At 60.3% G+C, this 23318-nt stretch carries 36 protein-coding genes and 1 tRNA gene; 35 read left to right on the top strand and 2 right to left on the bottom strand.

The annotated features are described in order from the left end of the window. The first annotated feature begins 20 nt into the window (after positions 1 to 20). From fusA to AB3X55_12665, 34 genes are all read left to right on the top strand, one after another. Positions 21 to 2159: an elongation factor G gene (gene fusA / locus AB3X55_12830; protein MEX0504474.1), complete on the top strand. Its 2139-nt coding sequence runs from the start codon at positions 21 to 23 to the stop codon at positions 2157 to 2159. Between the two features lie 33 nt (positions 2160 to 2192). Continuing rightward, the gene (gene tuf, locus AB3X55_12825) at positions 2193 to 3383 is read left to right on the top strand and encodes an elongation factor Tu (protein ID MEX0504473.1); all 1191 of its coding nucleotides are present in this window, start codon (positions 2193 to 2195) and stop codon (positions 3381 to 3383) included. Positions 3384 to 3448: 65 nt separating this feature from the next. Next, the gene (gene rpsJ / locus AB3X55_12820; GenBank protein MEX0504472.1) at positions 3449 to 3757 is read left to right on the top strand and encodes a 30S ribosomal protein S10; all 309 of its coding nucleotides are present in this window, start codon (positions 3449 to 3451) and stop codon (positions 3755 to 3757) included. Positions 3758 to 3772: 15 nt separating this feature from the next. Next, a complete protein-coding gene (gene rplC, locus AB3X55_12815; protein MEX0504471.1) occupies positions 3773 to 4603 on the top strand; it encodes a 50S ribosomal protein L3 in 831 nt (276 codons plus the stop codon). Next, positions 4593 to 5222 carry a 50S ribosomal protein L4 gene (gene rplD, locus AB3X55_12810; GenBank protein MEX0504470.1) on the top strand — a complete coding sequence of 210 codons (630 nt, stop codon included), beginning with the start codon at positions 4593 to 4595 and terminating at the stop codon, positions 5220 to 5222. Before rplC ends, rplD begins: the two co-directional genes overlap by 11 nt. Beyond that, positions 5219 to 5545: a 50S ribosomal protein L23 gene (locus tag AB3X55_12805; GenBank protein MEX0504469.1), complete on the top strand. Its 327-nt coding sequence runs from the start codon at positions 5219 to 5221 to the stop codon at positions 5543 to 5545. The genes rplD and AB3X55_12805 overlap by 4 nt, the downstream gene beginning before the upstream one ends. Before the next feature lie 4 nt (positions 5546 to 5549). Then, a complete protein-coding gene (rplB, locus tag AB3X55_12800) occupies positions 5550 to 6374 on the top strand; it encodes a 50S ribosomal protein L2 (GenBank protein ID MEX0504468.1) in 825 nt (274 codons plus the stop codon). Positions 6375 to 6386: 12 nt separating this feature from the next. Beyond that, positions 6387 to 6662, top strand: a complete 276-nt coding sequence (gene rpsS / locus AB3X55_12795) for a 30S ribosomal protein S19 (protein ID MEX0504467.1) — start codon at positions 6387 to 6389, stop codon at positions 6660 to 6662. An 8-nt stretch (positions 6663 to 6670) separates the two neighbouring features. Then, positions 6671 to 7048, top strand: a complete 378-nt coding sequence (gene rplV, locus AB3X55_12790) for a 50S ribosomal protein L22 (protein ID MEX0504466.1) — start codon at positions 6671 to 6673, stop codon at positions 7046 to 7048. Beyond that, positions 7049 to 7744, top strand: a complete 696-nt coding sequence (gene rpsC, locus AB3X55_12785) for a 30S ribosomal protein S3 (protein ID MEX0504465.1) — start codon at positions 7049 to 7051, stop codon at positions 7742 to 7744. An 18-nt stretch (positions 7745 to 7762) separates the two neighbouring features. Beyond that, positions 7763 to 8182 (top strand): 50S ribosomal protein L16, encoded by a 420-nt coding sequence (gene rplP, locus AB3X55_12780; protein ID MEX0504464.1) that lies wholly within the window; start codon positions 7763 to 7765, stop codon positions 8180 to 8182. Positions 8183 to 8193: 11 nt separating this feature from the next. Beyond that, positions 8194 to 8409, top strand: a complete 216-nt coding sequence (gene rpmC / locus AB3X55_12775) for a 50S ribosomal protein L29 (protein MEX0504463.1) — start codon at positions 8194 to 8196, stop codon at positions 8407 to 8409. Between the two features lie 12 nt (positions 8410 to 8421). Continuing rightward, complete coding sequence (rpsQ, locus tag AB3X55_12770) at positions 8422 to 8667, top strand: 30S ribosomal protein S17 (GenBank protein ID MEX0504462.1); 246 nt, start codon at positions 8422 to 8424, stop codon at positions 8665 to 8667. Positions 8668 to 8678: 11 nt separating this feature from the next. After that, the gene (rplN, locus tag AB3X55_12765; GenBank protein MEX0504461.1) at positions 8679 to 9047 is read left to right on the top strand and encodes a 50S ribosomal protein L14; all 369 of its coding nucleotides are present in this window, start codon (positions 8679 to 8681) and stop codon (positions 9045 to 9047) included. Next, on the top strand, positions 9047 to 9364 hold the full coding sequence (rplX, locus tag AB3X55_12760; protein MEX0504460.1) for a 50S ribosomal protein L24: 318 nt from the start codon (positions 9047 to 9049) through the stop codon (positions 9362 to 9364). Before rplN ends, rplX begins: the two co-directional genes overlap by 1 nt. Positions 9365 to 9389: 25 nt before the next feature. Next, the gene (rplE, locus tag AB3X55_12755; GenBank protein ID MEX0504459.1) at positions 9390 to 9935 is read left to right on the top strand and encodes a 50S ribosomal protein L5; all 546 of its coding nucleotides are present in this window, start codon (positions 9390 to 9392) and stop codon (positions 9933 to 9935) included. Between the two features lie 11 nt (positions 9936 to 9946). Continuing rightward, positions 9947 to 10252 (top strand): 30S ribosomal protein S14, encoded by a 306-nt coding sequence (gene rpsN, locus AB3X55_12750; GenBank protein ID MEX0504458.1) that lies wholly within the window; start codon positions 9947 to 9949, stop codon positions 10250 to 10252. Between the two features lie 17 nt (positions 10253 to 10269). Beyond that, positions 10270 to 10668 carry a 30S ribosomal protein S8 gene (gene rpsH / locus AB3X55_12745; protein ID MEX0504457.1) on the top strand — a complete coding sequence of 133 codons (399 nt, stop codon included), beginning with the start codon at positions 10270 to 10272 and terminating at the stop codon, positions 10666 to 10668. A 13-nt stretch (positions 10669 to 10681) separates the two neighbouring features. Then, a complete protein-coding gene (gene rplF / locus AB3X55_12740) occupies positions 10682 to 11215 on the top strand; it encodes a 50S ribosomal protein L6 (protein ID MEX0504456.1) in 534 nt (177 codons plus the stop codon). 10 nt (positions 11216 to 11225) lie between these two features. After that, positions 11226 to 11585: a 50S ribosomal protein L18 gene (gene rplR / locus AB3X55_12735; protein ID MEX0504455.1), complete on the top strand. Its 360-nt coding sequence runs from the start codon at positions 11226 to 11228 to the stop codon at positions 11583 to 11585. A 13-nt stretch (positions 11586 to 11598) separates the two neighbouring features. Then, the gene (rpsE, locus tag AB3X55_12730; protein ID MEX0504454.1) at positions 11599 to 12159 is read left to right on the top strand and encodes a 30S ribosomal protein S5; all 561 of its coding nucleotides are present in this window, start codon (positions 11599 to 11601) and stop codon (positions 12157 to 12159) included. A 14-nt stretch (positions 12160 to 12173) separates the two neighbouring features. Then, positions 12174 to 12359: a 50S ribosomal protein L30 gene (gene rpmD, locus AB3X55_12725; GenBank protein MEX0504453.1), complete on the top strand. Its 186-nt coding sequence runs from the start codon at positions 12174 to 12176 to the stop codon at positions 12357 to 12359. Between the two features lie 49 nt (positions 12360 to 12408). Next, positions 12409 to 12900 carry a 50S ribosomal protein L15 gene (gene rplO / locus AB3X55_12720; protein ID MEX0504452.1) on the top strand — a complete coding sequence of 164 codons (492 nt, stop codon included), beginning with the start codon at positions 12409 to 12411 and terminating at the stop codon, positions 12898 to 12900. A gap of 35 nt (positions 12901 to 12935) precedes the next feature. Further along, on the top strand, positions 12936 to 14273 hold the full coding sequence (gene secY / locus AB3X55_12715; protein ID MEX0504451.1) for a preprotein translocase subunit SecY: 1338 nt from the start codon (positions 12936 to 12938) through the stop codon (positions 14271 to 14273). After that, positions 14270 to 14836 carry an adenylate kinase gene (locus AB3X55_12710; protein ID MEX0504450.1) on the top strand — a complete coding sequence of 189 codons (567 nt, stop codon included), beginning with the start codon at positions 14270 to 14272 and terminating at the stop codon, positions 14834 to 14836. The genes secY and AB3X55_12710 overlap by 4 nt, the downstream gene beginning before the upstream one ends. A 161-nt stretch (positions 14837 to 14997) precedes the next feature. Continuing rightward, positions 14998 to 15366, top strand: coding sequence for a 30S ribosomal protein S13 (gene rpsM / locus AB3X55_12705; GenBank protein MEX0504449.1), 369 nt, complete (start codon positions 14998 to 15000; stop codon positions 15364 to 15366). A 24-nt stretch (positions 15367 to 15390) separates the two neighbouring features. Then, positions 15391 to 15786: a 30S ribosomal protein S11 gene (rpsK, locus tag AB3X55_12700; GenBank protein ID MEX0504448.1), complete on the top strand. Its 396-nt coding sequence runs from the start codon at positions 15391 to 15393 to the stop codon at positions 15784 to 15786. A gap of 91 nt (positions 15787 to 15877) precedes the next feature. Then, the gene (locus tag AB3X55_12695; protein MEX0504447.1) at positions 15878 to 16894 is read left to right on the top strand and encodes a DNA-directed RNA polymerase subunit alpha; all 1017 of its coding nucleotides are present in this window, start codon (positions 15878 to 15880) and stop codon (positions 16892 to 16894) included. Between the two features lie 65 nt (positions 16895 to 16959). Next, positions 16960 to 17391, top strand: a complete 432-nt coding sequence (gene rplQ / locus AB3X55_12690) for a 50S ribosomal protein L17 (GenBank protein ID MEX0504446.1) — start codon at positions 16960 to 16962, stop codon at positions 17389 to 17391. A gap of 91 nt (positions 17392 to 17482) precedes the next feature. Then, positions 17483 to 18799, top strand: coding sequence for a replication-associated recombination protein A (locus AB3X55_12685; protein MEX0504445.1), 1317 nt, complete (start codon positions 17483 to 17485; stop codon positions 18797 to 18799). Further along, positions 18796 to 19197, top strand: a complete 402-nt coding sequence (locus tag AB3X55_12680) for a CrcB family protein (GenBank protein MEX0504444.1) — start codon at positions 18796 to 18798, stop codon at positions 19195 to 19197. Before AB3X55_12685 ends, AB3X55_12680 begins: the two co-directional genes overlap by 4 nt. Further along, complete coding sequence (locus AB3X55_12675) at positions 19194 to 20189, top strand: RluA family pseudouridine synthase (GenBank protein ID MEX0504443.1); 996 nt, start codon at positions 19194 to 19196, stop codon at positions 20187 to 20189. Before AB3X55_12680 ends, AB3X55_12675 begins: the two co-directional genes overlap by 4 nt. Before the next feature lie 22 nt (positions 20190 to 20211). Continuing rightward, positions 20212 to 20925, top strand: coding sequence for an ATP12 family chaperone protein (locus tag AB3X55_12670; GenBank protein MEX0504442.1), 714 nt, complete (start codon positions 20212 to 20214; stop codon positions 20923 to 20925). Beyond that, entirely contained in the window at positions 20925 to 21308 is a 384-nt protein-coding gene (locus tag AB3X55_12665) for a hypothetical protein (GenBank protein ID MEX0504441.1), read from the top strand. The genes AB3X55_12670 and AB3X55_12665 overlap by 1 nt, the downstream gene beginning before the upstream one ends. Here AB3X55_12665 and lipB read toward each other — a convergent pair. Together lipB and AB3X55_12655 are read right to left on the bottom strand one after the other, a co-directional pair. Beyond that, the gene (gene lipB / locus AB3X55_12660) at positions 21305 to 21982 is read right to left on the bottom strand and encodes a lipoyl(octanoyl) transferase LipB (GenBank protein ID MEX0504440.1); all 678 of its coding nucleotides are present in this window, start codon (positions 21980 to 21982) and stop codon (positions 21305 to 21307) included. The genes AB3X55_12665 and lipB overlap by 4 nt on opposite strands. Next, the gene (locus tag AB3X55_12655) at positions 21979 to 22839 is read right to left on the bottom strand and encodes a bifunctional allantoicase/(S)-ureidoglycine aminohydrolase (protein ID MEX0504439.1); all 861 of its coding nucleotides are present in this window, start codon (positions 22837 to 22839) and stop codon (positions 21979 to 21981) included. Before AB3X55_12655 ends, lipB begins: the two co-directional genes overlap by 4 nt. Positions 22840 to 23141: 302 nt before the next feature. On the opposite strand from AB3X55_12655, the gene AB3X55_12650 reads away from it, so the two are divergent. Further along, positions 23142 to 23229, top strand: a tRNA-Leu gene (locus AB3X55_12650). The last annotated feature ends 89 nt before the right edge of the window (positions 23230 to 23318 follow it).

Genomic DNA, 23318 nt, shown 5'->3' with positions numbered 1-23318 from the left:
CCCGGCAGGAGATCCAGGACATGGCAAGAGACTATACGCTAGATCGTTACCGTAATTTCGGCATCATGGCCCATATCGATGCCGGCAAGACGACCGCCACCGAGCGGATTCTCTATTACACCGGCCGGTCGCACAAGATCGGCGAAGTGCATGACGGCAATGCCACCATGGACTGGATGGAGCAGGAGCAGGAGCGTGGTATCACCATCACCTCTGCTGCGACGACCTGTTTCTGGTTCCGGACAAATGACGGCGACACGCCGACCGGTGAATTCGGTACCGATTCAGAAGCTGCGAAATTCCGCTTCAACATCATCGACACGCCTGGCCACGTCGACTTCACAATCGAGGTCGAGCGTTCGCTGGCTGTTCTTGACGGCGCGGTTTGCGTTCTTGATGCCAATGCCGGTGTCGAGCCGCAGACTGAGACCGTATGGCGCCAGGCCGACCGGTATTCCGTGCCGCGCGTTGTCTTTGTCAACAAGATGGACAAGATCGGCGCCGACTTCTTCAACTGCGTTGACATGATCCGCGATCGCACCGGAGCCGTTCCGGCCCCGATCCAGATGCCGATCGGTGCCGAGAATGAGTTTGCCGGCATTGTCGATCTGATCGAGATGAAGGAATGGGTCTGGAATTCCGAGGATCTTGGCGCAAGCTGGACCGTTCAGGATATCCGCGCCGAGCTTGCCGACAAGGCTGCCGACATGCGCGCCACGCTGATCGAACTTGCCGTCGAGCAGGACGATGTTGCGATGGAAGCCTTCCTTGAGGGCGAGGAGCCGGATGAAGCAACCCTTCGCCGGCTTATCCGTCTTGGCACCCTGAACATGTCGTTTGTGCCTGTTCTGTGTGGCTCGGCGTTCAAAAACAAGGGCGTGCAGCCGCTTCTGAACGCGGTGATCGACTATCTGCCCGGCCCGCTTGACGTGCCTGCCTATACCGGCTTTGCACCGGGCGACGCGACAGAAACCCGTAACATCGAGCGTAAGGCCGATGATGCGGATCCGCTGTCCGGTCTGGCCTTCAAGATCATGAACGATCCGTTTGTGGGGTCGCTGACCTTCCTGCGGATCTATTCCGGCAGCCTGAAGAAGGGCGACAGCATCCTGAACTCGACCAAGGGCAAGAAAGAGCGCGTTGGCCGGATGATGATGATGCATTCGAACAACCGTGAAGAGATCGAAGAGGCATTCGCCGGCGATATCGTGGCGCTTGCCGGGATGAAGGAAACAACGACCGGTGACACCATGTGTGATGTTGCAAAGCCGGTTGTTCTCGAAACAATGACCTTCCCCGATCCGGTTATCGAAATTGCGATTGAGCCGAAGTCGAAGAATGACCAGGAAAAGATGTCGACAGGTCTGCAGCGTCTTGCTGCGGAGGATCCGTCCTTCCAGGTCAGCTCTGATCCGGAGTCCGGCCAGACAATCATGCGCGGCATGGGTGAACTCCACCTCGACATTCTTGTCGACCGCCTGAAGCGTGAATTCAAGGTCGAGGCCAATATCGGCGCACCGCAGGTTGCCTATCGCGAGACCATCACCCGCGAAGCCGAAATCGATTACACTCACAAGAAGCAGTCCGGTGGTTCCGGCCAGTTCGCGCGCGTGAAGCTGATCTTCCGGCCGCTTGCTGAAGGTGGATACAACTTCACCAACTCGGTCGTCGGTGGTTCGGTACCTCGTGAATATGTGCCAGGCGTTGAAAAGGGTCTGGAGCAGGCCAAGGACACCGGCAGCATTGCAGGCTTCCCGGTCATCGACTTCGAGGTCGAGCTGGTCGACGGCGCCAGCCATGATGTTGACTCGTCGGTTCTCGCGTTCGAAATTGCGGCCCGTGCTGCATTCCGCGAGGCCATGCAGAAGGCGTCACCGAAGCTTCTTGAGCCGGTGATGAAGGTCGAGGTGCTGACACCTGAGGAATATATGGGTGACATCATCGGCGACCTGAACAGCCGCCGTGGCAATGTCGGGGGTATGGACCAGCGTGGTAACGCCCGCGCCATCGACGCGATGGTGCCGCTTGCCAACATGTTTGGTTACATCAACACACTGCGCTCGATGAGCCAGGGCCGTGCCCAGTATTCGATGCAGTTTGACCATTATGAACAGGTTCCGCAGGCCGTGGCTGATGAAGTCCGCGCCAAGATGGCCTGAACACGTTAGATAGACAGACAGGAGACCGTAAGGATGTCCAAGGAGAAGTTTGATCGTTCCAAGCCTCATGTGAACATTGGCACGATTGGCCATGTTGACCATGGCAAGACGACGCTGACGGCGGCGATTACGAAGGTTATGGCTGAGGCAGGCGGCGCTGAGTTTCAGGCCTATGATCAGATTGACAAGGCACCTGAGGAGCGTGCCCGCGGGATCACGATTTCGACGGCCCATGTCGAGTATGAGACGGAGAACCGTCACTATGCGCATGTGGATTGTCCCGGTCACGCCGATTATGTGAAGAACATGATCACGGGTGCGGCGCAGATGGATGGCGCGATTCTGGTTGTGTCGGCGGCTGACGGCCCGATGCCGCAGACCCGCGAGCATATTCTTCTGGCGCGCCAGGTTGGTGTTCCGGCGCTGTGCGTATTCATGAACAAGGTCGACCAGGTTGACGATGAGGAGCTTCTGGAGCTTGTGGAGATGGAGATCCGCGAGCTGCTGTCGAGCTATGAGTTTCCCGGCGACGACATTCCGATTGTGAAGGGGTCTGCGCTGGCGGCTCTTGAGGATGGTGATGCGGCGATTGGTGCGGATGCGATCCGCGAGCTGATGGCGGCAGTTGACGATTACATTCCGCAGCCCGAGCGTCCGAAGGACCAGCCGTTCCTGATGCCGATCGAGGATGTGTTCTCGATTTCGGGTCGTGGCACGGTTGTGACGGGTCGTATCGAGCGCGGCATTGTGAATGTTGGTGAAGAGATCGAGATTGTGGGTCTGAAGGACACCACGAAGACGACCTGCACGGGTGTTGAGATGTTCCGCAAGCTTCTGGACCAGGGCGAGGCCGGCGACAATGTCGGTGTTCTGCTTCGCGGCACGAAGCGTGAGGATGTCGAGCGCGGCCAGGTTCTGTCGGCACCGGGTTCGATCACGCCGCATACCGAGTTCAAGTGCGAGGCCTATGTTCTGACGAAGGAAGAGGGTGGTCGTCATACGCCGTTCTTCTCGAACTATCGCCCGCAATTCTACTTCCGGACGACGGATGTGACCGGTTCGGTCGAGCTGCCGTCGGGCACCGAGATGGTGATGCCTGGCGACAATATCGCGATGACGGTCACGCTGATCGCGCCGATCGCGATGGATGAAGGTCTTCGCTTCGCCATCCGTGAAGGCGGTCGTACCGTCGGTGCAGGCGTCGTCGCCTCAATCGTAAAGTAGGCAGGGTTATATGGAGAGGGGCGTTCGGCGCCCCTCTTTATTGCAGTTTATAAGGGAAAGCAGTCATGGAAACCCAGAACATCCGTATCCGGCTGAAGGCGTTCGATCATCGTATCCTCGACCAGTCGACGAACGAGATCGTCAACACGGCCAAGCGTACCGGTGCAGAAGTCCGGGGCCCCATCCCGCTGCCGACCAACATCCGGCGCATGACGGTGCTGCGTTCGCCGCACATCGACAAGAAAAGCCGGGAACAGTTCGAAATGCGGACGCACAAGCGTCTGCTGGATATCGTTGATCCGACTCCGCAGACGGTGGACGCGCTGATGAAGCTCGATCTCGCCGCCGGCGTTGATGTCGAGATCAAGCTGTAGGAAGGGGCAGGGCCAATGCGTAGCGGAGTTATTGCCCGCAAGCTGGGCATGACACGGGTCTTCAACGAAGCCGGTCGTCACGTTCCGGTAACGGTTTTGAAGATGGACGATGTCCAGGTTGTTTCGGTTCGTACCGGCGAGCGCGACGGCTATTCGGCCGTGCAGCTTGGCGCGGGTGCGGCCAAGGCCAAGAATGTATCGAAGGCGATGCGCGGTCACTTTGCCAAGGCCAATGTTCTGCCGAAGTCGAAGGTTGCCGAATTCCGGGTTGCCGAGGATGCCGTCATCGAGGTTGGTGCCACGCTGGCGCCAAGCCACTTTGTCGCCGGCCAGAAGGTCGATGTCGTTGGTACCACCCAGGGTAAGGGCTTTGCCGGCGCCATGAAGCGTCACAATTTTGGCGGTCTTCGTGCGTCGCACGGTGTGTCGATTTCGCACCGCTCGCATGGTTCAACCGGCCAGTGTCAGGAACCCGGCAAGGTGTTCAAGGGCAAGAAGATGGCCGGCCATATGGGTGCGACACGCAACACCACACAGAATATCGAGGTTGTTGCTGTTGACGATGAAGAGGGCGTGGTCCTGCTTCAGGGTGCCGTTCCCGGTCCAAAGGGCGGCTGGGTGCTGATCAGCGATGCTGTGAAAGTGGCGCTTCCGGAAGGCGTGCCGTTCCCGGCCGGTCTGGTGTCCGATGCTGCAGCTGCGGCACCGGCGGGCGATGAGGCCCCGGCAGAAGAAGCAGCCGCCGATGAGACAGTTGCCGATGAGGCCGTGTCTGAGGCTGAGGCTGAGGCGGAAGCACCGGCTGATGATGCCGCTGCGGATGAGGGTAAGAACGATGAAAGTTAAGGTGACAACGCTGGACAGCAAGGCAGCGGGTGACATCACGCTGGCTGACGAGGTGTTCGGGATCAACCCGCGTGCCGATATCGTCGCCCGCGTCGTCAACTGGCAGCTTGCCAAGCGCCGCGCCGGCACTCACAAGGTCAAGAGCCGCGGTGAAATCACCCGGACGACCGCCAAGATGTACCGCCAGAAGGGCACAGGTCGTGCGCGTCATGGTGCGGCATCGGTTGTGCAGTTCCGTGGTGGTGGGGTGGTTCATGGCCCGGTTGTCCGCGAGCATGGGCATTCGCTGCCGAAGAAGGTTCGCCAGCTTGGTCTGAAGTCGGCGCTGTCTGCAAAGGCGGCCGAGGGCAAGATCATCGTTGTCGACGAACTGGCCTCCGGCGGCAAGAACGGTGCCAAGACAGCAACGCTGAAGGCAAAGCTGACAAAGCTTGGCGCCGAGAATGCGCTGTTTGTCGGCGGGGCCGAGCTTGACGGCAATTTCGTCAAGGCGGCCAGCAATCTTCCGTTCGTTGATGTCCTGCCGCAACAGGGGATCAATGTGTATGACATCCTGCGCCGCGATGTGCTTGTCCTGTCCAAGGACGCCGCGGCCCATCTTGAGGAGCGTCTGAAATGAGTGTGCGTCCGCGCAAGCCGTCCAAGGTGGTGATGAGCAAGGCAGCTGCCTACGACACCATCCTGCGCCCGATCATCACGGAAAAGGCAACCATGGCAAACGAGAATGGCCAGGTGACCTTTGCTGTGCCGGTGTCGGCCTCCAAGCCCGAGATCAAGGCTGCGGTTGAGATGCTGTTTGACGTTCAGGTAACTGCCGTGAACACGATCCTTCTCAAGGGCAAGTCGAAGATGTGGAAGGGGCGTCCGGGTCGCCGCTCGGATACCAAGAAGGCCATGGTCACCCTCGCCGAGGGCCAGACCATCGACCTGATGGGAGTGTAAATCGATGGCATTGAAGAAGTTCAACCCGACCACGCCGGGCCAGCGCAACCTCGTACTGGTCGACAAGGGCGACCTGTACAAGGGCAAGCCGGTCAAGAAGCTGACCGAGGGTCTGACAAAGTCGGGCGGCCGGAACAATTCCGGCCATGTGACAGCCTGGCATCGTGGTGGTGGACACAAGCGCCGCTATCGCATCATTGATTTCAAGCGCACCAAGTCCGGCATTCCGGCAACTGTCGAGCGTCTTGAATATGATCCGAACCGGACCGCCTTTATTGCGCTGATCACCTATGAAGATGGCGAGCAGAGCTACATCATCGCGCCGCAACGTCTGGCCGTCGGTGACAAGGTCATGTCCGGTGTCGGTTCCGATATCAAGCCTGGCAACGCGCTGCCGCTGGCAAACATTCCGGTTGGCACACTGGTCCACAATGTCGAGCTGAAGCCCGGCAAGGGTGGTCAGCTGGCCCGCTCCGCCGGCACCTATGTCCAGCTGGTCGGTCGTGACCGTGGCTATGCCATTCTGCGTCTGGCCTCCGGCGAGGTTCGTCTGGTGCGCGGTGAGTGCATGGCGTCTATCGGCGCGGTGTCGAACCCGGATCAGCAGAATATCAAGATCGGCAAGGCCGGTCGCAGCCGCTGGCTTGGAAAGCGTCCGCATGTTCGTGGTGTTGTCATGAACCCGATCGACCACCCGCATGGTGGTGGTGAGGGCCGGACATCCGGTGGTCGCCATCCGGTGACCCCATGGGGCAAGCCGACCAAGGGCAAGCGCACTCGTTCCAACAAGAAGACGGACCGCCTGATCATGCGGCGCCGCAAGCCATAAGGGACTGAAATCATGGCACGTTCTGTTTGGAAAGGTCCGTTCGTTGACGGGTATCTGCTGAAGAAGGCAGACAAGGTCCGCGAATCCGGCCGCAGCGAGGTCATCAAGACCTGGTCGCGCCGGTCGACCATCCTGCCGCAATTCGTTGGGCTGACCTTTGGTGTCCACAATGGCAACAAATTCATCCCGGTGTCGGTCAGCGAAGATATGGTTGGCCACAAGTTCGGTGAATTCGCCCCGACCCGTACCTATTACGGTCATGCGGCGGACAAGAAATCGAGGCGTTAGAGGGTTTCATGGGTAAGCAAGCTAAACCAAGAGCTTTGGCAGACAGCGAGGCGAAGTCGGTTGTTCGCAACATCCGCGTCAGCCCGCAGAAGCTGAACCTCGTTGCCGCGATGATCCGTGGCATGGATGTCGAAAAGGCACTGGCAACTCTGTCATTTTCGCGCCGCCGGATCGCCGGCGATGTGAAAAAGGCGCTGCAGTCCGCCATCGCCAATGCCGAAAACAACCACTCGCTGGATGTTGACCGGCTGTTCGTCAAGGAAGCCCATGTAGGCAAGGCGATTGTGATGAAGCGTTTCAAGGCCCGTGCCCGCGGTCGTGGCGCGCGCATCCTGAAGCCGTTTTCGCACCTGACCATCGTCGTCGGTGAAAAGGGAGACCAGTAGATGGGTCAGAAAGTCAAACCTATCGGCCTTCGGGTTGGTATCAACCGTACCTGGGACTCGCGTTGGTTCGCCGACCGCAACTATGGTGAGCTGCTGCACAAGGACATTGAGCTGCGCAGCTATCTGATGGAGCGCCTCAAGCAGGCCGCTATCAGCCGCGTTGTGATCGAGCGTCCCGCAGGCCGTGCCCGCGTCACTATCCATGCCGGCCGTCCCGGCCTGATCATCGGCAAGAAGGGCCAGGACATCGAGCGTCTGCGTGCCGAGCTGTCGAAGCGTGTTGGCAGCGAGGTCAGCCTGAACATTGTCGAGGTTCGCAAGCCCGAGATTGACGCCAAGCTGATTGCCGAGAACATCGCCCAGCAGCTGGAGCGCCGGGTTGGTTTCCGCCGCGCGATGAAGCGCGCCGTGCAGTCGGCAATGCGTCTTGGCGCCCTTGGCGTGCGGATCAATTGTGCCGGCCGTCTTGGCGGTGCCGAGATCGCACGGACCGAATGGTATCGCGAAGGCCGCGTGCCGCTTCATACGCTCCGCGCCGAAGTTGATTACGGCGAGGGTTCGGCTTTCACCACCTACGGGGTGTGTGGAATCAAGGTTTGGGTCTTCAAAGGTGAAGTCATGGCCCATGATCCGATGGCGCAGGACAAGCGGCTTGCCGAGCAGCAATCCGGTCCAGCACCACGGGCCAACGGTTAATCAAGAGGAGTTGGTTAGATGCTCTCGCCGAAGAGAACCAAGTTCCGGAAGGCCCATAAGGGCCGTATCCATGGCAATGCCAAGGGTGGAACGCAGCTGAATTTTGGCGCTTATGGCCTGAAGGCCGTAACGCCGGAGCGGGTGACCGCGCGCCAGATCGAGGCTGCGCGTCGTGCCATCACGCGTCACCTGCGTCGTGCCGGTCGTGTGTGGATCCGTATCTTCCCGGATGTGCCTGTATCCTCCAAGCCTGCCGAAGTCCGGATGGGTAAGGGTAAGGGTTCGCCTGAATTCTGGGTGGCCAGGGTCAAGCCGGGCCGGATCATGTTCGAAATCGACGGTGTTCCGTGGGAACTTGCCAAGGAGGCGCTCACTCTTGCGTCGGCAAAGCTTCCGCTCGACACCCGCATTGTCCGCCGTCTCGGCGACACTGATTAAGGGAGAGTCTGATGGCAACCGTTAAGGCCGAAGACCTTCGCGCCAAGACAGCCGATGAGCTGAAGGATCAGCTGGTTGATCTGAAGAAAGAGCAGTTCAACCTGCGCTTCCAGACAGCCGGTGGTCAGAATGAGAACCCGGCGCGTGGGCGTGCCGTCCGCCGTGAAATTGCGCGTATCATGACCGTACTTGGCGAAAAGGCCAAAGCGGCTGGTGCGGCACAGTAAGGAAGACTAGTTATGCCAAAGCGTATCATGCAGGGCACGGTCGTCAGCGACAAGACCGACAAGACGGTAACCGTTCTTGTCGAGCGCAGGATCATGCACCCGGTCTATAAAAAGTTCATCACCAAGTCCAAGAAGTTCGCGGCCCATGATGCCGAGAACCGTTGCAAGCAGGGTGACACTGTACGTATCCGTGAATGTGCGCCGATTTCGAAGTCGAAAAACTACGAAGTCATCTACGAAGACGCCGCCGCGAACTGAGGGAGATCGATATGATCCAGATGCAGTCCAATCTTGAGGTTGCCGACAATTCGGGCGCCCGCCGCGTGCAGTGCATTAAGGTGCTTGGCGGTTCAGGCCGCAAGGTCGCCGGTGTGGGCGACGTGATCGTGGTGTCGGTCAAGGAAGCCATCCCGCGCGGCAAGGTGAAGAAGGGTGATGTACATCGTGCCGTCATCGTTCGCACCGCCAAGGAAATCCGCCGCCCCGACGGCAGCGCCATCCGGTTCGACCGCAATGCTGCGGTACTGCTGAACAAGCAGGACGAGCCGATTGGAACGCGTATTTTCGGGCCGGTAACGCGCGAGCTGCGTGGCCGGAAGTTCATGAAGATCGTTTCGCTGGCACCGGAGGTGCTGTAATGGCTGAGAAGTTCAAGATCAAGAAGGGTGACGAGGTTGTCGTCACCACCGGCCGTGACAAGGGCCGCCGTGGGGAAGTGATCGAGGTTCGCCGGTCCGAGAACCGTGTTCTGGTCCAGGGGTGCAACATCGTCAAGCGGCACACCCGCGCGACGCAGACCAACCCCGGCGGCATCGTCAACAAGGAAGCCCCGCTTCACATTTCGAATGTATCCCTGATCGACCCTGACAGTGGCAAGGCCACGCGCGTCGGGTACGAAATCAAGGATGGCAAGAAGATCCGGATCGCCCGTCGGTCTGGGAAAGCCCTGGACTAGCCCGGGGTAAGGAGACAAAGCTGAGATGAAAACGCGTTTAGAAGAACATTATCTGACGGCTGTTCGCCCGGCTCTGATGGAGAAATTCGGCTACAAGAACAATATGCAGGTGCCGAAGATCGAAAAGGTCATCATCAACATGGGTGTTGGTGAGGCTGTGCGTGACTCGAAGAAGATCGAGCATGCGACACGCGACCTGACCGCCATCACCGGCCAGAAGCCCGTTGTGACCCGCGCAAAGCGTGCGAATGCGGCTTTCAAGCTGCGTGCCGGCATGCCGATTGGCTGCAAGGTGACGCTGCGGCGCGAGCGCATGTACGAATTTCTTGATCGCCTGGTGAATATTGCGCTGCCGCGCGTCCGCGACTTTCGCGGGCTGAACGGCAAGAGCTTCGACGGTCGCGGCAACTATGCCATGGGCGTGCGCGAACAGATCGTGTTCCCGGAGATTGATTATGACCAGGTTGATGAGGTCCGCGGTATGGACATCATCGTCGTAACCTCGGCACGGACGGATGATGAGGCTCGCGAGTTGCTCGTGAATTTCGAATTCCCGTTCGTCAAAGCGTAAGGACCCGACAGATGGCTAAGAAGAGCGCTGTAGAAAAGAACAATCGTCGCAAGCGTATCGTCGCCCTGCGCGGCGCGCGCCGCGCGGAACTGCGGGCAACGATCCGTGACAAGTCGCTGCCAATGGAAGAGCGTTTCCAGGCAGTGATGAAACTGTCCCAGGAGCCGCGTGACAGCTCGAAGATCCGTCTTCGCAACCGGTGTGAAATCTCCGGTCGTCCGCGCGGGTATGACCGCAAACTCAGAATGTCGCGCATCGCGCTCCGTGACCTTGCCTCGATGGGCCAGGTTCCCGGTGTCGTGAAGTCGAGCTGGTAAGAGAGGAGTATTGAATCATGGCAATGAGTGATCCTCTCGGTGATATGCTGACGCGCATCCGGAACGGACAGAGCGCAGGCAAGACCGTTGTGTCGAGCCCGGCCTCGCGGTTCCGGAGCAATGTCCTCGAAGTTCTCAAGCGCGAGGGCTATATCCGCAACTATTCCAGCGTCGATGTGCGTCCCGGTATCCGGGAGCTGAAGATCGAGCTGAAATATCATGACGGCACGCCGGTGATTTCCGAGATCAAGCGTGTCTCGCGTCCTGGCCGCCGTGTCTATTACGGCATCCGTGACCTTCCGCGTGTCTATAACGGACTTGGCATCGCCATTCTGTCGACGCCGCGCGGTGTTCTTTCGGACAGTGAAGCTCGTACCGCCAATGTCGGCGGCGAGGTTCTCTGCCACGTATTCTAAGGGGAGTGCTGGCATGTCTCGAGTAGGTAGTAGTGCGATCACCATTCCAGCCGATGTGACTGTGTCACAAGATGGCGGGGTCATGGTCGTGAAGGGCAAGAATGGCGAGCTGAGCGCGCCGCTTCATGACGATGTCCAATTGTCGCTGGCCGACAATGTGGCAACGCTGAAGCCGGCACGCGATACCCGTCAGGCAAAGGCGCTGTGGGGAACCATGCGCGCCAACCTGAGCAATATGGTCGTCGGTGTTTCGGCTGGCTTTACGCGCAAGCTGGAAATCAACGGTGTTGGTTACCGTGCCGCGATGCAGGGTAACAAGCTGGTATTGTCGCTTGGGTACAGCCATCCGGTCGAGATGGACGTGCCTGCCGGCCTGACCGTGAATGTTGAAAACAACACCAACATCATGATCAGCGGTGCCGACAAGCAGCGTCTTGGCCAGTTCGCCGCAGAGGTTCGCGCAAAGCGCCCGCCTGAGCCGTTCAAGGGCAAGGGCGTCAAATATGCCGACGAATATATCGTCCGCAAAGAAGGCAAGAAGAAGTAGGGGCACCGGGATGTTTTCATCAAGGCAACTTTTCGAGCGCCGCCGGGCGCGCAACCGCACCGCCCTGAAGCGCGTTTCTTCGGGCCAGGTCCGGTTATCCGTTCACCGTTCGTCGAAGCATATCTATGCACAGATCATCGACGACAAGCTTGGTCAGACCCTGGCGTCGGCTTCGACTCTCGAGGCTGATCTCAAGGGTGCCGGCAGCACAAGCAACAGCACGGCCGCTGCGGCTGTCGGCAAGCTTGTCGCTGAACGTGCCAAGGCAAAGGGCGTCGAGTCCGTCGTCTTTGACCGGGGCGGCTTTATCTATCATGGACGCGTAAAGGCGCTTGCCGAGGCAGCGCGTGAAGCCGGCCTGAAATTCTAGGGAGCAGTGACTGATGGCACGCAATAACGACAGGCAGGATCGCAGCAATTCGCGCGAGGAGCCTGAACTGATCGAAAAGCTGGTTGGGATCAACCGCGTCGCAAAGGTCGTCAAGGGTGGCCGCAGGTTCGGTTTCGCCGCGCTGGTTGTTGTCGGTGATGGCCGTGGCCGCGCCGGTTTCGGCACCGGCAAAGCCCGTGAGGTTCCCGAGGCGATCCGCAAGGCCACCGAAAGCGCCAGACGCAACATGGTTCGCGTCCCACTTCGCGATGGCCGTACACTGCATCACGACATCAAGGGCCGCTATGGCGCCGGCAATGTCCTGCTGCGGGCCGCGCAGGCTGGTACCGGCATCATTGCCGGTGGTCCCATGCGCGCGGTATTCGAGGTTCTCGGCGTGCAGGACGTTGTTGCCAAGTCGATTGGCTCGTCCAATCCGCACAATATGATCAAGGCTACCTTCTCGGCGCTTGGTCACATGCAGGCACCGCGCAATGTCGCGCAAAAGCGTGGCAAGCGTGTTGGCGATATCCTCGGCAAGCGGGCTGGCGACGACCAGGCCGTGGCATCCTGACAGGGAGAGGTGAGATGAGTGGCAAAACAGTACGTGTGACGCAGACCAAAAGTGCCATTGGCCGTCTTGGTTCACAGCGCCAGACACTGATCGGGCTTGGTCTGAACAAGATCGGCCGCACCAGCGAGCTGGAAGATACGCCGTCTGTTCGCGGCATGATCAACAAGGTGAAACATCTCGTCCGTGTCGAGGGCGAATAAGCCCCTATGGGCAATCCGGTGCCTGTGAGGCATCGCGCAGGAGAGTACGATGAAACTCAACGCAATCAGTGACAATCCGGGTTCGACCCGCGATCGCAAGCGTGTCGGCCGTGGTATCGGTTCCGGCACAGGCAAGACGGCTGGCAGCGGTCACAAGGGCCAGAAGGCGCGCTCTGGCGTGTCCATCAAGGGCTTTGAAGGCGGCCAGATGCCAATCCACCGGCGTCTGCCGAAGCGTGGCTTCACCAATATCTTCCGCAAGAATTATGTCGAGGTGAATCTTGGCCGGCTGCAGAGCGCGATTGACGCTGGCAAGCTGGATGCCAAGAAGCCGGTCGATGTGGCCGCGCTGGTTGGTGCCGGCGTGATTTCCAAGGCACGCGACGGTGTAAGGATCCTCGGCAAGGGCGAATTGACCACAAAGAAGCTGGAAATCCACGCCGCTGGTGCGTCGAAGGCCGCGATTGCGGCGGTCGAGGCCGGTGGGGGCAAGATTGTGCTTCCAGTCGCCGTGGCCGACAGCGCCGCAGACAACGCCTAGGGCATCAGAGCAACTCAGCAGGGTAGAGCGCAGCGATGGCAACATCTGCAGATCGTATGGCAGCCGGCGTCGGGCTTGGGGCATTTGCCAAGGCCGAAGAGCTGAAAAAGCGTATCTGGTTTACGCTTGGCGCGCTCATCATCTATCGGCTTGGTACCTATCTGCCATTGCCGGGCATCAATCCTGACGCGCTTTCGGATATCTTCTCGCAGCAATCCTCCGGCATCCTTGGCATGTTCGACATGTTCTCCGGCGGCGCGCTGGGGCGGATGACGATCTTTGCGCTGAACATCATGCCCTACATCACCGCCTCGATCATCATGCAGCTGATGACGGCCATCGTGCCGACGCTTGAGCAGTTGAAGAAGGATGGCGAGGCTGGCCGCAAGCAGATCAACCAATATACCCGTTATCTGACGGTGTTGCTGGCCACGGTTCAGGGCTATGGCATCGCCGTTGGTCTGGAAGCTTCATCCGGTGTTGTCGGTGATCCGGGGCTGTTCTTCCGGGTCACAACGGTGACAACGCTGGTTGGCGGCACGCTGTTCCTGATGTGGCTTGGCGAACAGATCACCAGCCGCGGTGTCGGCAACGGGATCTCGCTGATCATCTTTTCCGGCATTATTGCCGAGGTGCCGTCCGCACTTGCAGGCACGCTGGAGCTTGGCCGTACAGGCGCGCTGTCGGCGATCCTGATCGTCGTGCTGTTCGCGATGGCAATCGCGGTGATTGCGTTCATCGTCTTCATCGAACGCTCGGTTCGCAAGATCGTCGTGCAATATCCAAAACGTCAGCATGGCAACAAGGTCTTTGGCGGGGATCAGTCATTCCTGCCGTTGAAGATCAATGTGCCGGGCGTCATTCCGCCGATTTTCGCCTCATCGCTTCTGTTGATGCCGGTGTCGATCATCAATCTGACGGGTGGTCAGGAAGGTGGCGCCGAATGGCTTGTCACACTGAACGCCCTGCTTGGTCGCGGCCAGCCGCTCTATCTTGGTATCTATATCGGGTTGATCGTGTTCTTCGCCTTCTTCTATACGGCGATCGTGTTCAATCCCCAGGATACGGCTGACAATCTGCGCCGCTATGGTGGCTATATTCCGGGCATTCGCCCCGGCAAGACCACGGCAGATTATCTCGACAGCGTGCTGACGCGCCTGACCGTTCTGGGTGCTGCCTATCTTTCGATTGTCTGTCTGCTTCCCGAAATCCTGATCAGTCAGTATTCGGTGCCGTTCTATTTCGGCGGCACGTCGCTTCTCATCGTCGTGACAGTGACCCTGGATACCGTCGGTCAGGTTCAGTCGCATCTTCTGGCCCATCAATATGAAGGGCTGGTGAAGAAGTCGAAGCTGAAGGGGCGGGGCCGATGAACATCATTCTGTTTGGGGCCCCCGGCGCCGGCAAGGGGACACAGGCCAAGCGCCTGGTCGATGATCGCGGCATGGTCCAGCTTTCGACCGGCGACATGCTTCGCGCGGCGATCGATGCGGGAACGGACCTTGGCCTTCGCGCCAAGGAGATCATGGATCGTGGCGATCTGGTGTCGGATGACATCATCCTCGGCATGATCGGCGAGCGGATGCAGAATCCGGATTGCGCCAACGGCGTGATCCTCGATGGGTTCCCGCGCACCGTGGCGCAGGCGGACGGTCTGACATCGATGTTTGCCGATCTGGGGCTGACGCTCGACCATGTGATCGAGATCAAGGTTGATGAAGACGCGCTGTTCGCGCGGATCGAGACGCGCGCTGCCGAAACCGGTGGCTCGCGCGCCGATGACAATGCCGAGACGCTTCGCAAGCGTCTGGCTGTCTATCATGAGAATACTGCGCCGCTTCTTCCCTATTATGCCGAAAAGGGTTTGATGCGGACGGTTGATGGAATGGCCTCGATCGATGAAGTCGGTCAGGCGATTGACACCATATTGGGGTGAACAAGACGCGTTGAGGTTGACTGCAAGGGGCAAAAGCCTATAATTCGCCGCCTTCGAGACAATCACAGGTGTGCGGGTCCGCCCCCAGGGCGGTGCTCTGAAACGGTCGTAATATGACAGGCGTGCCGACGGGCAGCGCCGTTTTCGAGAGGAGCCAGACAGTGGCACGAATTGCTGGTGTAAATATTCCCACCAAGAAGCGGGTGGAAATCGCACTGACCTACATTCACGGTATTGGCCGGACCAGCGCCAAGGGCATCTGCTCGCGCGCCGGTGTTCCGGATGAACGCCGCGTGGCGGATTTGTCGGAAGAAGAGCTGACAAAGCTGCGTGATATCATTGATGCCGACTATCTTGTCGAGGGCGACCTTCGCCGCAAGACATCGATGGATATCAAGCGTTACCTTGACCTTGGGTGTCTGCGCGGTCTGCGGCATCGCCGCAATCTGCCGGTTCGTGGCCAGCGTACGCATACCAACGCCCGCACCCGCAAGGGCCCGGCGAAGCCGATTGCCGGCAAGAAGAAATAACCCGGTTCTTTGAGGAGACAATAGATGGCAAAACAACCGAGTCAGGGCCGGGTCCGTCGCCGCGAGCGCAAGAACATCACCAGCGGCGTGGCGCATGTGAATTCGACCTTCAACAACACCATGATCACCATCACCGATGTGCAGGGCAACACCATTGCCTGGGCATCTGCCGGCGGCATGGGGTTCAAGGGGTCGCGGAAATCAACGCCGTTCGCCGCCCAGATGGCAGCTGAAGATGCTGGCAAGAAGGCAGCCGAACATGGGATGAAATCGCTGGACGTGCAGGTGCGCGGACCCGGGTCGGGCCGTGAATCAGCATTGCGGGCACTGCAGGCTGTCGGGTTCAACGTAACCTCGATCCGCGATGTGACCCCGATCCCGCACAACGGGTGCCGCCCGCGCAAGCGTCGGCGCGTCTAATCGCGGCCGCCGTCGACCTGCGTCATGCGCGTCTGCCATTTCGGCAACGTGGAACCCTTGTGAATACCGTTTCGCATAAAGGAACACCAAGATGATTGAAAAGAACTGGCTGGATCTGAAAAAGCCCGACGAGCTGGAGATCAAGCAGTCCGAATACAACCCGAGTCAGGCCGTGATCGAGGTTGGTCCGTTTGAGCGTGGCTTTGGTGTGACCATCGGCAACGCGCTGCGTCGCGTCTTGCTGTCGTCGCTTCAGGGGTCGGCCATTTCGGCGGTACAGATTCAGGGCGTTGTTCATGAATTTTCGTCGATTCCCGGTGTTCGCGAGGATGTGACCGATCTGGTGCTGAACCTGAAGGGTGTTTCCGTTCGGGTGGATGAGGAAGGGGCAAAGCGTCTTCGCCTTGCCGCCGAGGGTCCGGCAACCGTGACCGCCGGTATGATTTCCGAAACCGCCGGTGTCGAGATCATGAACCCCGACCATGTGCTGTGCCAGCTCGACAAGGGCGCCAGCCTGGCGATGGAACTGACTGTGACCACCGGCAAGGGTTATGTGCCGGCCGGCAATATGCGCGCCGAGGATTCGCCAATCGGGCTGATTCCGATCGATGCCATCTACAGCCCTGTCCGTCAGGTGGCCTACAAGGTCGATAATGCGCGTGTCGGTCAGATCACCGACTATGACAAGCTGCTTCTGACTGTCGAGACAGATGGATCGATCACCCCTGAAGACGCCGTTGCCTATGCCGCGCGGATCCTTCAGGAACAGCTTCAGACCTTCATCAATTTCGAAGAGCCGAAGGAACAGCCGAGCGAGGAAGACGGCGAGGATCTGCCGTTCAGCCGCAACCTGCTTCGCAAGGTTGACGAGCTTGAGCTGTCGGTTCGTTCGGCCAACTGCCTGAAGAACGACAACATCGTATATATCGGCGATCTGGTGCTGAAGACCGAGTATGAAATGCTTCGCACTCCGAATTTCGGACGCAAGTCGCTGAACGAGATCAAGGAAGTGCTGAAGGGCATGAACCTGGAGCTTGGCATGGATATTCCGACGTGGCCGCCGGAAAATGTCGAGGAACTGGCTCGCCGTCTGGATGAGCCTTTCTAGGGCCCGCACAGGAATTTTTGCAAGCCGGCAGGGCGGACGCCAACCGGCACAAGGGAGACTTTAATATGCGTCACCGTTATTCAGGACGTAAGCTCAACCGGACATCGCAGCATCGTCAGATGATGTTCCGGAACATGGCTCAGGCGCTGATCAAGCATGAGCAGATTGTCACGACACTGCCAAAGGCGAAGGAGCTTCGCCCAGTGGTTGAGCGTCTGATCACGCTTGGCAAGCGCGGCGATCTTCACGCCCGTCGCCTCGCACATGCGCGGCTTCGCGACGATGCGATGACACGCAAGCTGTTCGAGGTTCTCGGCCCGCGCTATCAGGAGCGTAATGGCGGCTACACTCGGGTTCTCAAGGCCGGGTTCCGCTATGGCGATTCCGCGCCGATGGCGGTGATTGAACTTGTCGATCGTGACGAGGATGCCCGTGGTCTGGATTCCGGCCCTGTACAGGTTGCCGACGAGGATATGACCGAGGAAACCGCAGCCTGATCGGCGTTGCCTCTCGATGTTTCAAAAAGGGCTGCCTTCGGCGGCCCTTTTTTCTTTGCCGAACCACCTGAACTCACGCCAGAATGGCGCCATGACCCAGCTTGAATTTGACAGCCCTGCCGGAGATGGCAGGACGGCGCCCCCGCTTGCAGAATTGTTGCGTCCCAAAACCCTCGATGAGGTGGTGGGACAGGACGCGCTGCTTGGCCCTGCGGGGCGGTTGCGCCGGATGCTTGACGGGGGTGAGCTGGCCTCGATCATCTTCTGGGGGCCGCCCGGCACCGGCAAGACGACCATTGCGCGGCTGCTGGCGAGCGAAGTCGGGATGGCCTTCGAGCCGGTGTCGGCTGTGTTCGATGGCGTTGCCGATCTTCGCAAGGTCTTTGCCCGCGCAGCCGAGCGGCAGATGACCGGCCAGAGGACATTGCTGTTTGTCGACGAGGTGCATCGCTTCAACAAGGCGCAGCAGGACGGGCTGTTGCCGCGCGTCGAGGACGGTACGGTGACACTGGTCGGCGCGACAACGGAAAACCCGTCTTTCGCGTTGAATGGCGCGTTGCTGTCGCGCGCGCAGGTGATGGTGGTTGAACGGCTGTCCGCCGCCGCGCTCGACGCCCTTCTGCACCGCGTCGAGACCCATCTTGGGGCCGATCTGCCGCTTGATGCCGAGGCGCGCGCGGCGCTTCGCGCGATGGCGGATGGGGATGGGCGGTATTTTCTGAACATGGTGTCCTCGCTTGTCGCGGCGCGGGTCGACGGCCATCTCGACCCCGACGGTCTTGCCGCGTTGGTGTCGTCCCGTGCGCCGGCCTTCGACCGTGCCGGGGACCAGCATTACAATCTGATGTCGGCGCTTCATAAAACCCTGCGGGGATCGGATGCCGATGCGGCGCTGTACTGGCTTGCCCGGATGTTTGCCGGCGGGGAAGACCCGCATTACATATGTCGACGCCTAACCCGGTTTGCATCCGAGGATATCGGCCTTGCCGAGCCTGAGGCACTGCCGCGCGCGCTTGCCGCCTGGCAGGCCTTTGAAAGGCTTGGCAGCCCGGAGGGCGAGCTGGCGATCGCCAATCTGGTGATCTATCTGGCAACGGCACCGAAATCGAACGCTGCCTATGTCGCGATGAAAAAAGCGGCAAAGGCGGCCGGAGACACCGGATCGCTGATGCCGCCGTCACATATCCTGAACGCACCGACATCGTTGATGAAGGATATCGGCTATGGCAGCGGCTATGCCTATGATCATGACGACCCGGACGGATTCGCCGGCCAGAACGGGTTTCCGGACGAGATGGCGCGGCAGCGTTTCTATGCGCCGGTGGAACGTGGCTATGAACGTGAAATCGCCAGGAGGCTGGCCTATTGGGACCGGTTGCGGGCGGAAAAGACGGGAGAGGGGGCATGAGCCTTGGCATGTTTGCCGCTGTGGCCGCCGGCGGCGCGCTTGGCGCGATGACACGCTATGCCGTTTCATTGGCTGTTGGTGCCGGGTTTGCCGGTGTTCCGGGTCCGTTTGCGACGATTGCGGTGAATGTCGCGGGCTGCGCCATCATGGGCGGGCTGGCCGGTGCCGTTGCCGGCGGTATGGCGCTGCCCGAGATCTGGCGGGGATTTATTGCCGTCGGCTTTCTTGGGGCGCTGACAACATTCTCAAGCTTCGCGCTTGATGCCGGAACGCTGGTGGCGCGACAGGGCCAGATGGCCGCTGCGCTTTATGTTGGTCTGTCGGTCGTTCTGTCGCTGATTGCATTCTTTGCGATACAGGCCGCGGTAGAAAGCCTGTTTGCGAGGATGCCGGGATGACGGAAGATACCTCCTCTGCATCGCCGGACTGGTGGCTTGTCGAGGTGCCGGACTCCGAGGCGGGAAGCCGCCTTGACAGGTTCCTGCGGCAGACTGTTCCCGGCCTGACGCAAGGCCCTGTTGAAAAGATGCTGCGCTCCGGCCTGATCCGGCTGGATGGTGGCAAGGCAAAGCCGGCGGCCAGACTGGAAGCCGGCCAGATATTGCGGTTGCCGCCGCATCTTCGTGATCAGGCGCCGGCGCGTCCGGTCACGGCCTCACCTGTCGCCACCCCACAGCTTCGGGCCAGCTTTGCCGAGATGATTGTTGATGAAGGTGATGACTGGATCGCCATCAACAAACCGTCCGGGCTTGCCGTTCAGGGCGGGTCGGGAACCACCCGTCATGTTGACGGTATGTTGCAGGCGCTTGCAGGCGAGGCTGCGGACAGGATGCGTCTTGTCCACCGGATCGACAAGGACACCTCCGGCCTGCTGCTGTTGGCCCGCAACCGGGCGGCGGCGCGGCGTCTGACCGCGTCCTTTGCCGACCGCGATATGGAAAAGACCTATCTTGCGCTGGTCGCGGGCGCGGCCCCGGACGGGTTGCGGATCACCGACCCGCTGGCGAAGCGCGGACATGCCGGGTTCGAGACCATGACGGTCGATCCGGACGGGCAGGCTGCGGATAGCGAGATGCGGCTGATTGATCGTGCCGGAGACGGGTGTTCGCTGGTGGCGCTTCGTCCCCATACCGGCCGTACGCACCAGCTTCGTGTCCATATGGCGCATTCCGGTCATCCGATCATCGGCGACCAGAAATATGGCGGTTTGCGACGTGATGGGGCGGCCGCCAGGCCCGGCGGTGTGATGTCCCGCAAGCTCCATCTGCATGCCTGGCGGCTGCGGCTTCCCGATGGCCGGCAGATCGAAGCGCCGCTGCCGGCGCATTTTCTGGCGACGATTGACTCGCTTGGGCTTGCGATGCCACCTGCCGACTGGCAGTTTGCCTGAACCTGTCCCGGAGAGCCTGTCCATGTCTGCAAGAAAACGCTTTTACAAATCGGTCACGGTCACGGATGAAGATGACGGCCTTGTCGTCAGGCTTGATGGCAGGGTGGTCAAGTCCCCCGCCGGTGTCAGCGCAATGCTGCCAACGCGCGACCTTGCCGATGCGGTGGCGGCCGAATGGGACGGGCAGGGTGACGAGATTGACGCCGGCAGCATGCCGCTGTTCAGCCTTGCCGTTACCGTTCTGGATCGGGTGACACCGCAACGTGCCACCATTGTCGACGAGTTGACGGCCTATGGGGGCAATGACCTGCTGTGCTATCACGATGCCGATGATCCCGATCTTGGCGCACGGCAGATCCGGGACTGGACACCCTGGATCGAATGGGCGCGTACCGCGCTGGGGGCGGAGCTGGTGGTGGCAGCCGGCGTGATGCCGGTGAGCCAGTCACCGGCAAGCCTTGCCGCGCTTGGCCGGGCTGTCGCCGCGCATGATGACTGGGAAATCGGCATGCTGTATCGGGCGACAACGCTTGGCGGCTCGCTGGTGCTGGGACTTGCCATGCTGCGCAGGGAAATGGATGCGGCACAATTGTTTGAAACAGCCTTTCTCGACGAGCTGTGGCAGGCCGAACGATGGGGAAGCGACTGGGAAGCCGAGGATCGACGCGCCGGGATCCGGGACGAGCTTGATCAGGCGGGTCGCTTTCTTCAGCTGTTACGGGCCGGGGGACGATAATGCTGGCCGCATCGCTGCAGACAGGGCTGTCCAGATATGACGACGGCGCGCTGGGTCCGCATGCCGGCCGGCTGCTTGCAGAGCTGCGCCGTGCCGCAGCGGCCAACATGCCGCTGAGTGTCACCGTACTGGCGGCAACGCTTGTCGATGTTGTGGCACATGAAGAGGCCGGCCCGGCGGGTTTGATTGACGGGATTGATTTTGCCTATGCCGGCAACAAGGCGGCGCTTGGATGGCTTCGCGGTCGGCGCAATGCCATTCTGCATCATGAGGGGCCGACCGACGGCTTGATGGGCGAGGCGGATGCCGATGAATGGGCATGGCGAGACGCCAACCGGGCGGTGGACTCGCTTCTTGGATATCTGGATGATGTGACGGACTAATCCGCCACTGGCCGAAACACGGTGCCAAAGCATCGGCACAGCGCCGCATCGAGGTCTGCCATATCGGCGTCAACCTGCAGCTGTTGGAATGAGGTCACACCGCCGTCACGGACCCCGCAGGGAACAATCGATTCGAAAGCCGTCAGATCGGGGTCCAAATTGATTGCCACCCCGTGCCATGTGACCCATCGGCTGATCCGCACGCCGATGGCGGCGATTTTATCCAACCTGCCCGCCACCATTGGCGAATCCACCCAGATTCCCGGCAATCCGTCACGTCGTTTGCCGGCAATGCCAAACGTCGCCAGTGCGGTGATAATCCACTCTTCCAGCGCATGGACGTAGGCACGCACGTCCGGGGTGCGGCGCTGCAGGTCGAGCATCACATAGGCGACACGCTGTCCGGGGCCGTGATAGGTCCATTGACCGCCGCGGCCTGTCATGTGAACGGCGATGTCCCCTGGATTGACAAGATCGTCCTGGACCGCCGAGGTGCCACCTGTCAGCACCGGTGCATGTTCGACAAGCCATACCGCCTCGTCGGCTGTGCCGGCCCGGATGGCGGCGGCATGGGCCTGCATGGCGGCCACCGTGTCGGCATAGGGCGCCAGACCGTCAAGGGTCCGAAAATGCGGTGTGGCGGTTCGGGTTTTGACGCTGTCGGATGCGGTCATCTGGCGCGCATCAACCCGCCCGGGCTGAGCGGCATATGCCGGTTGACGTCCTTGTAGAGGAGATAGCGGAACGGCTCGTCTCCCTTGGCGATACAGGCCTGCGGGCAGAAGGCGCGAAGCCACATCATGTCGCCGGGGCCAACCTCCACCCAGTCGGTATTCAGCAGATAGCTTGCTGTCCCCTGCAGGACGAACAGCGCATGTTCCATGACATGCGTTTCGGCAAAGGGGATCCGCCCGCCCGGCTGGAAGGTTACAATATTGATGTGCATGTCGTGGCGCAGATCATCCGGATCGACGAAACGCGACGTCGCCCACACCCCATTGCAATCCGGCATCGGGGTCGGGGTCACCTCGCTGTCGCTGGTCACAAAGGCCGGCGGTATGGCAATACCCTCGACGGCGACATAATGCTTGCGGATCCAGTGGAATACGGCCGGCGCGGCGGCGTTGTTCACAAGCTGCCAGCTCCGCCCCGGTGGGATAAAGGCATAGCCGCCTTCACGCAACTCGTATGAGGTGCCGTCGATGGTCAAACTGATGGCACCACCGGTCACGAACAGGACCGCTTCGGCGGTGCTGTCGGGTTCCGGCGACTGGCTGCCGCCACCAGCGGCAACCTCCATCAGATAATGCGCGAAACTCTCGGAAAAGCCGGTCATTGGCCGGGCCAGCACCCAGGCCCGTGTCGCCTGCCAGTGTGGCAGGTTGCTGGTGACGATGTCGCGCATCACATCGGCCGGGATCAGCGCCCACGCCTCGGTAAAGCGCGCCCGTCCCTCCGGTGATGCGTCCTGTGGTGGCAGCCCGCCAGGGGTGGGTGGATAGCTGTGGTTGGTAGGCGGTGATTTCGACATGATATCAATGGTCCGGCTGGTGTCAGGCGACATGTTCTGGCGGCGTGTCATGCTGTTCATACGCATGGCAGGTCAGGATGTTCAGGATGTTCAGGCCATCAGTATAGCATGATCAGGCCGCATGTCAGCGTGGCAAGTGGGCTCGCAGGCATGGGCCCGGCGGTAGCGATGCGTGAGGAAAGCCATGGTTTCCCGGCGGCCACGGACCCGCCCTGTGGGGGGAGTGGTTTCCGGGCGGTGAAAGGGTGATGAAAACTCTTGATTAACGGTCGCCGCAGTGACATAAACACCGCTCTCAGCGTGCGGCCGTGGCGGAATTGGTAGACGCGCAGCGTTGAGGTCGCTGTGGGTTAATAGCCCGTGGAAGTTCGAGTCTTCTCGGCCGCACCATTTTCTCCCCCATCGTACCCACGATACCCACGTCAACTCACTGTTATCCCGAGCTTTTCGGTGTGTAACTGCGTGGGTGGTTTGTTCAT

It is taken from the genome of Alphaproteobacteria bacterium LSUCC0719 (assembly GCA_040839025.1).
Lineage (GTDB): Bacteria > Pseudomonadota > Alphaproteobacteria > Puniceispirillales > Puniceispirillaceae > UBA8309.
This window is presented reverse-complemented; position numbering and strand designations above follow the sequence as displayed.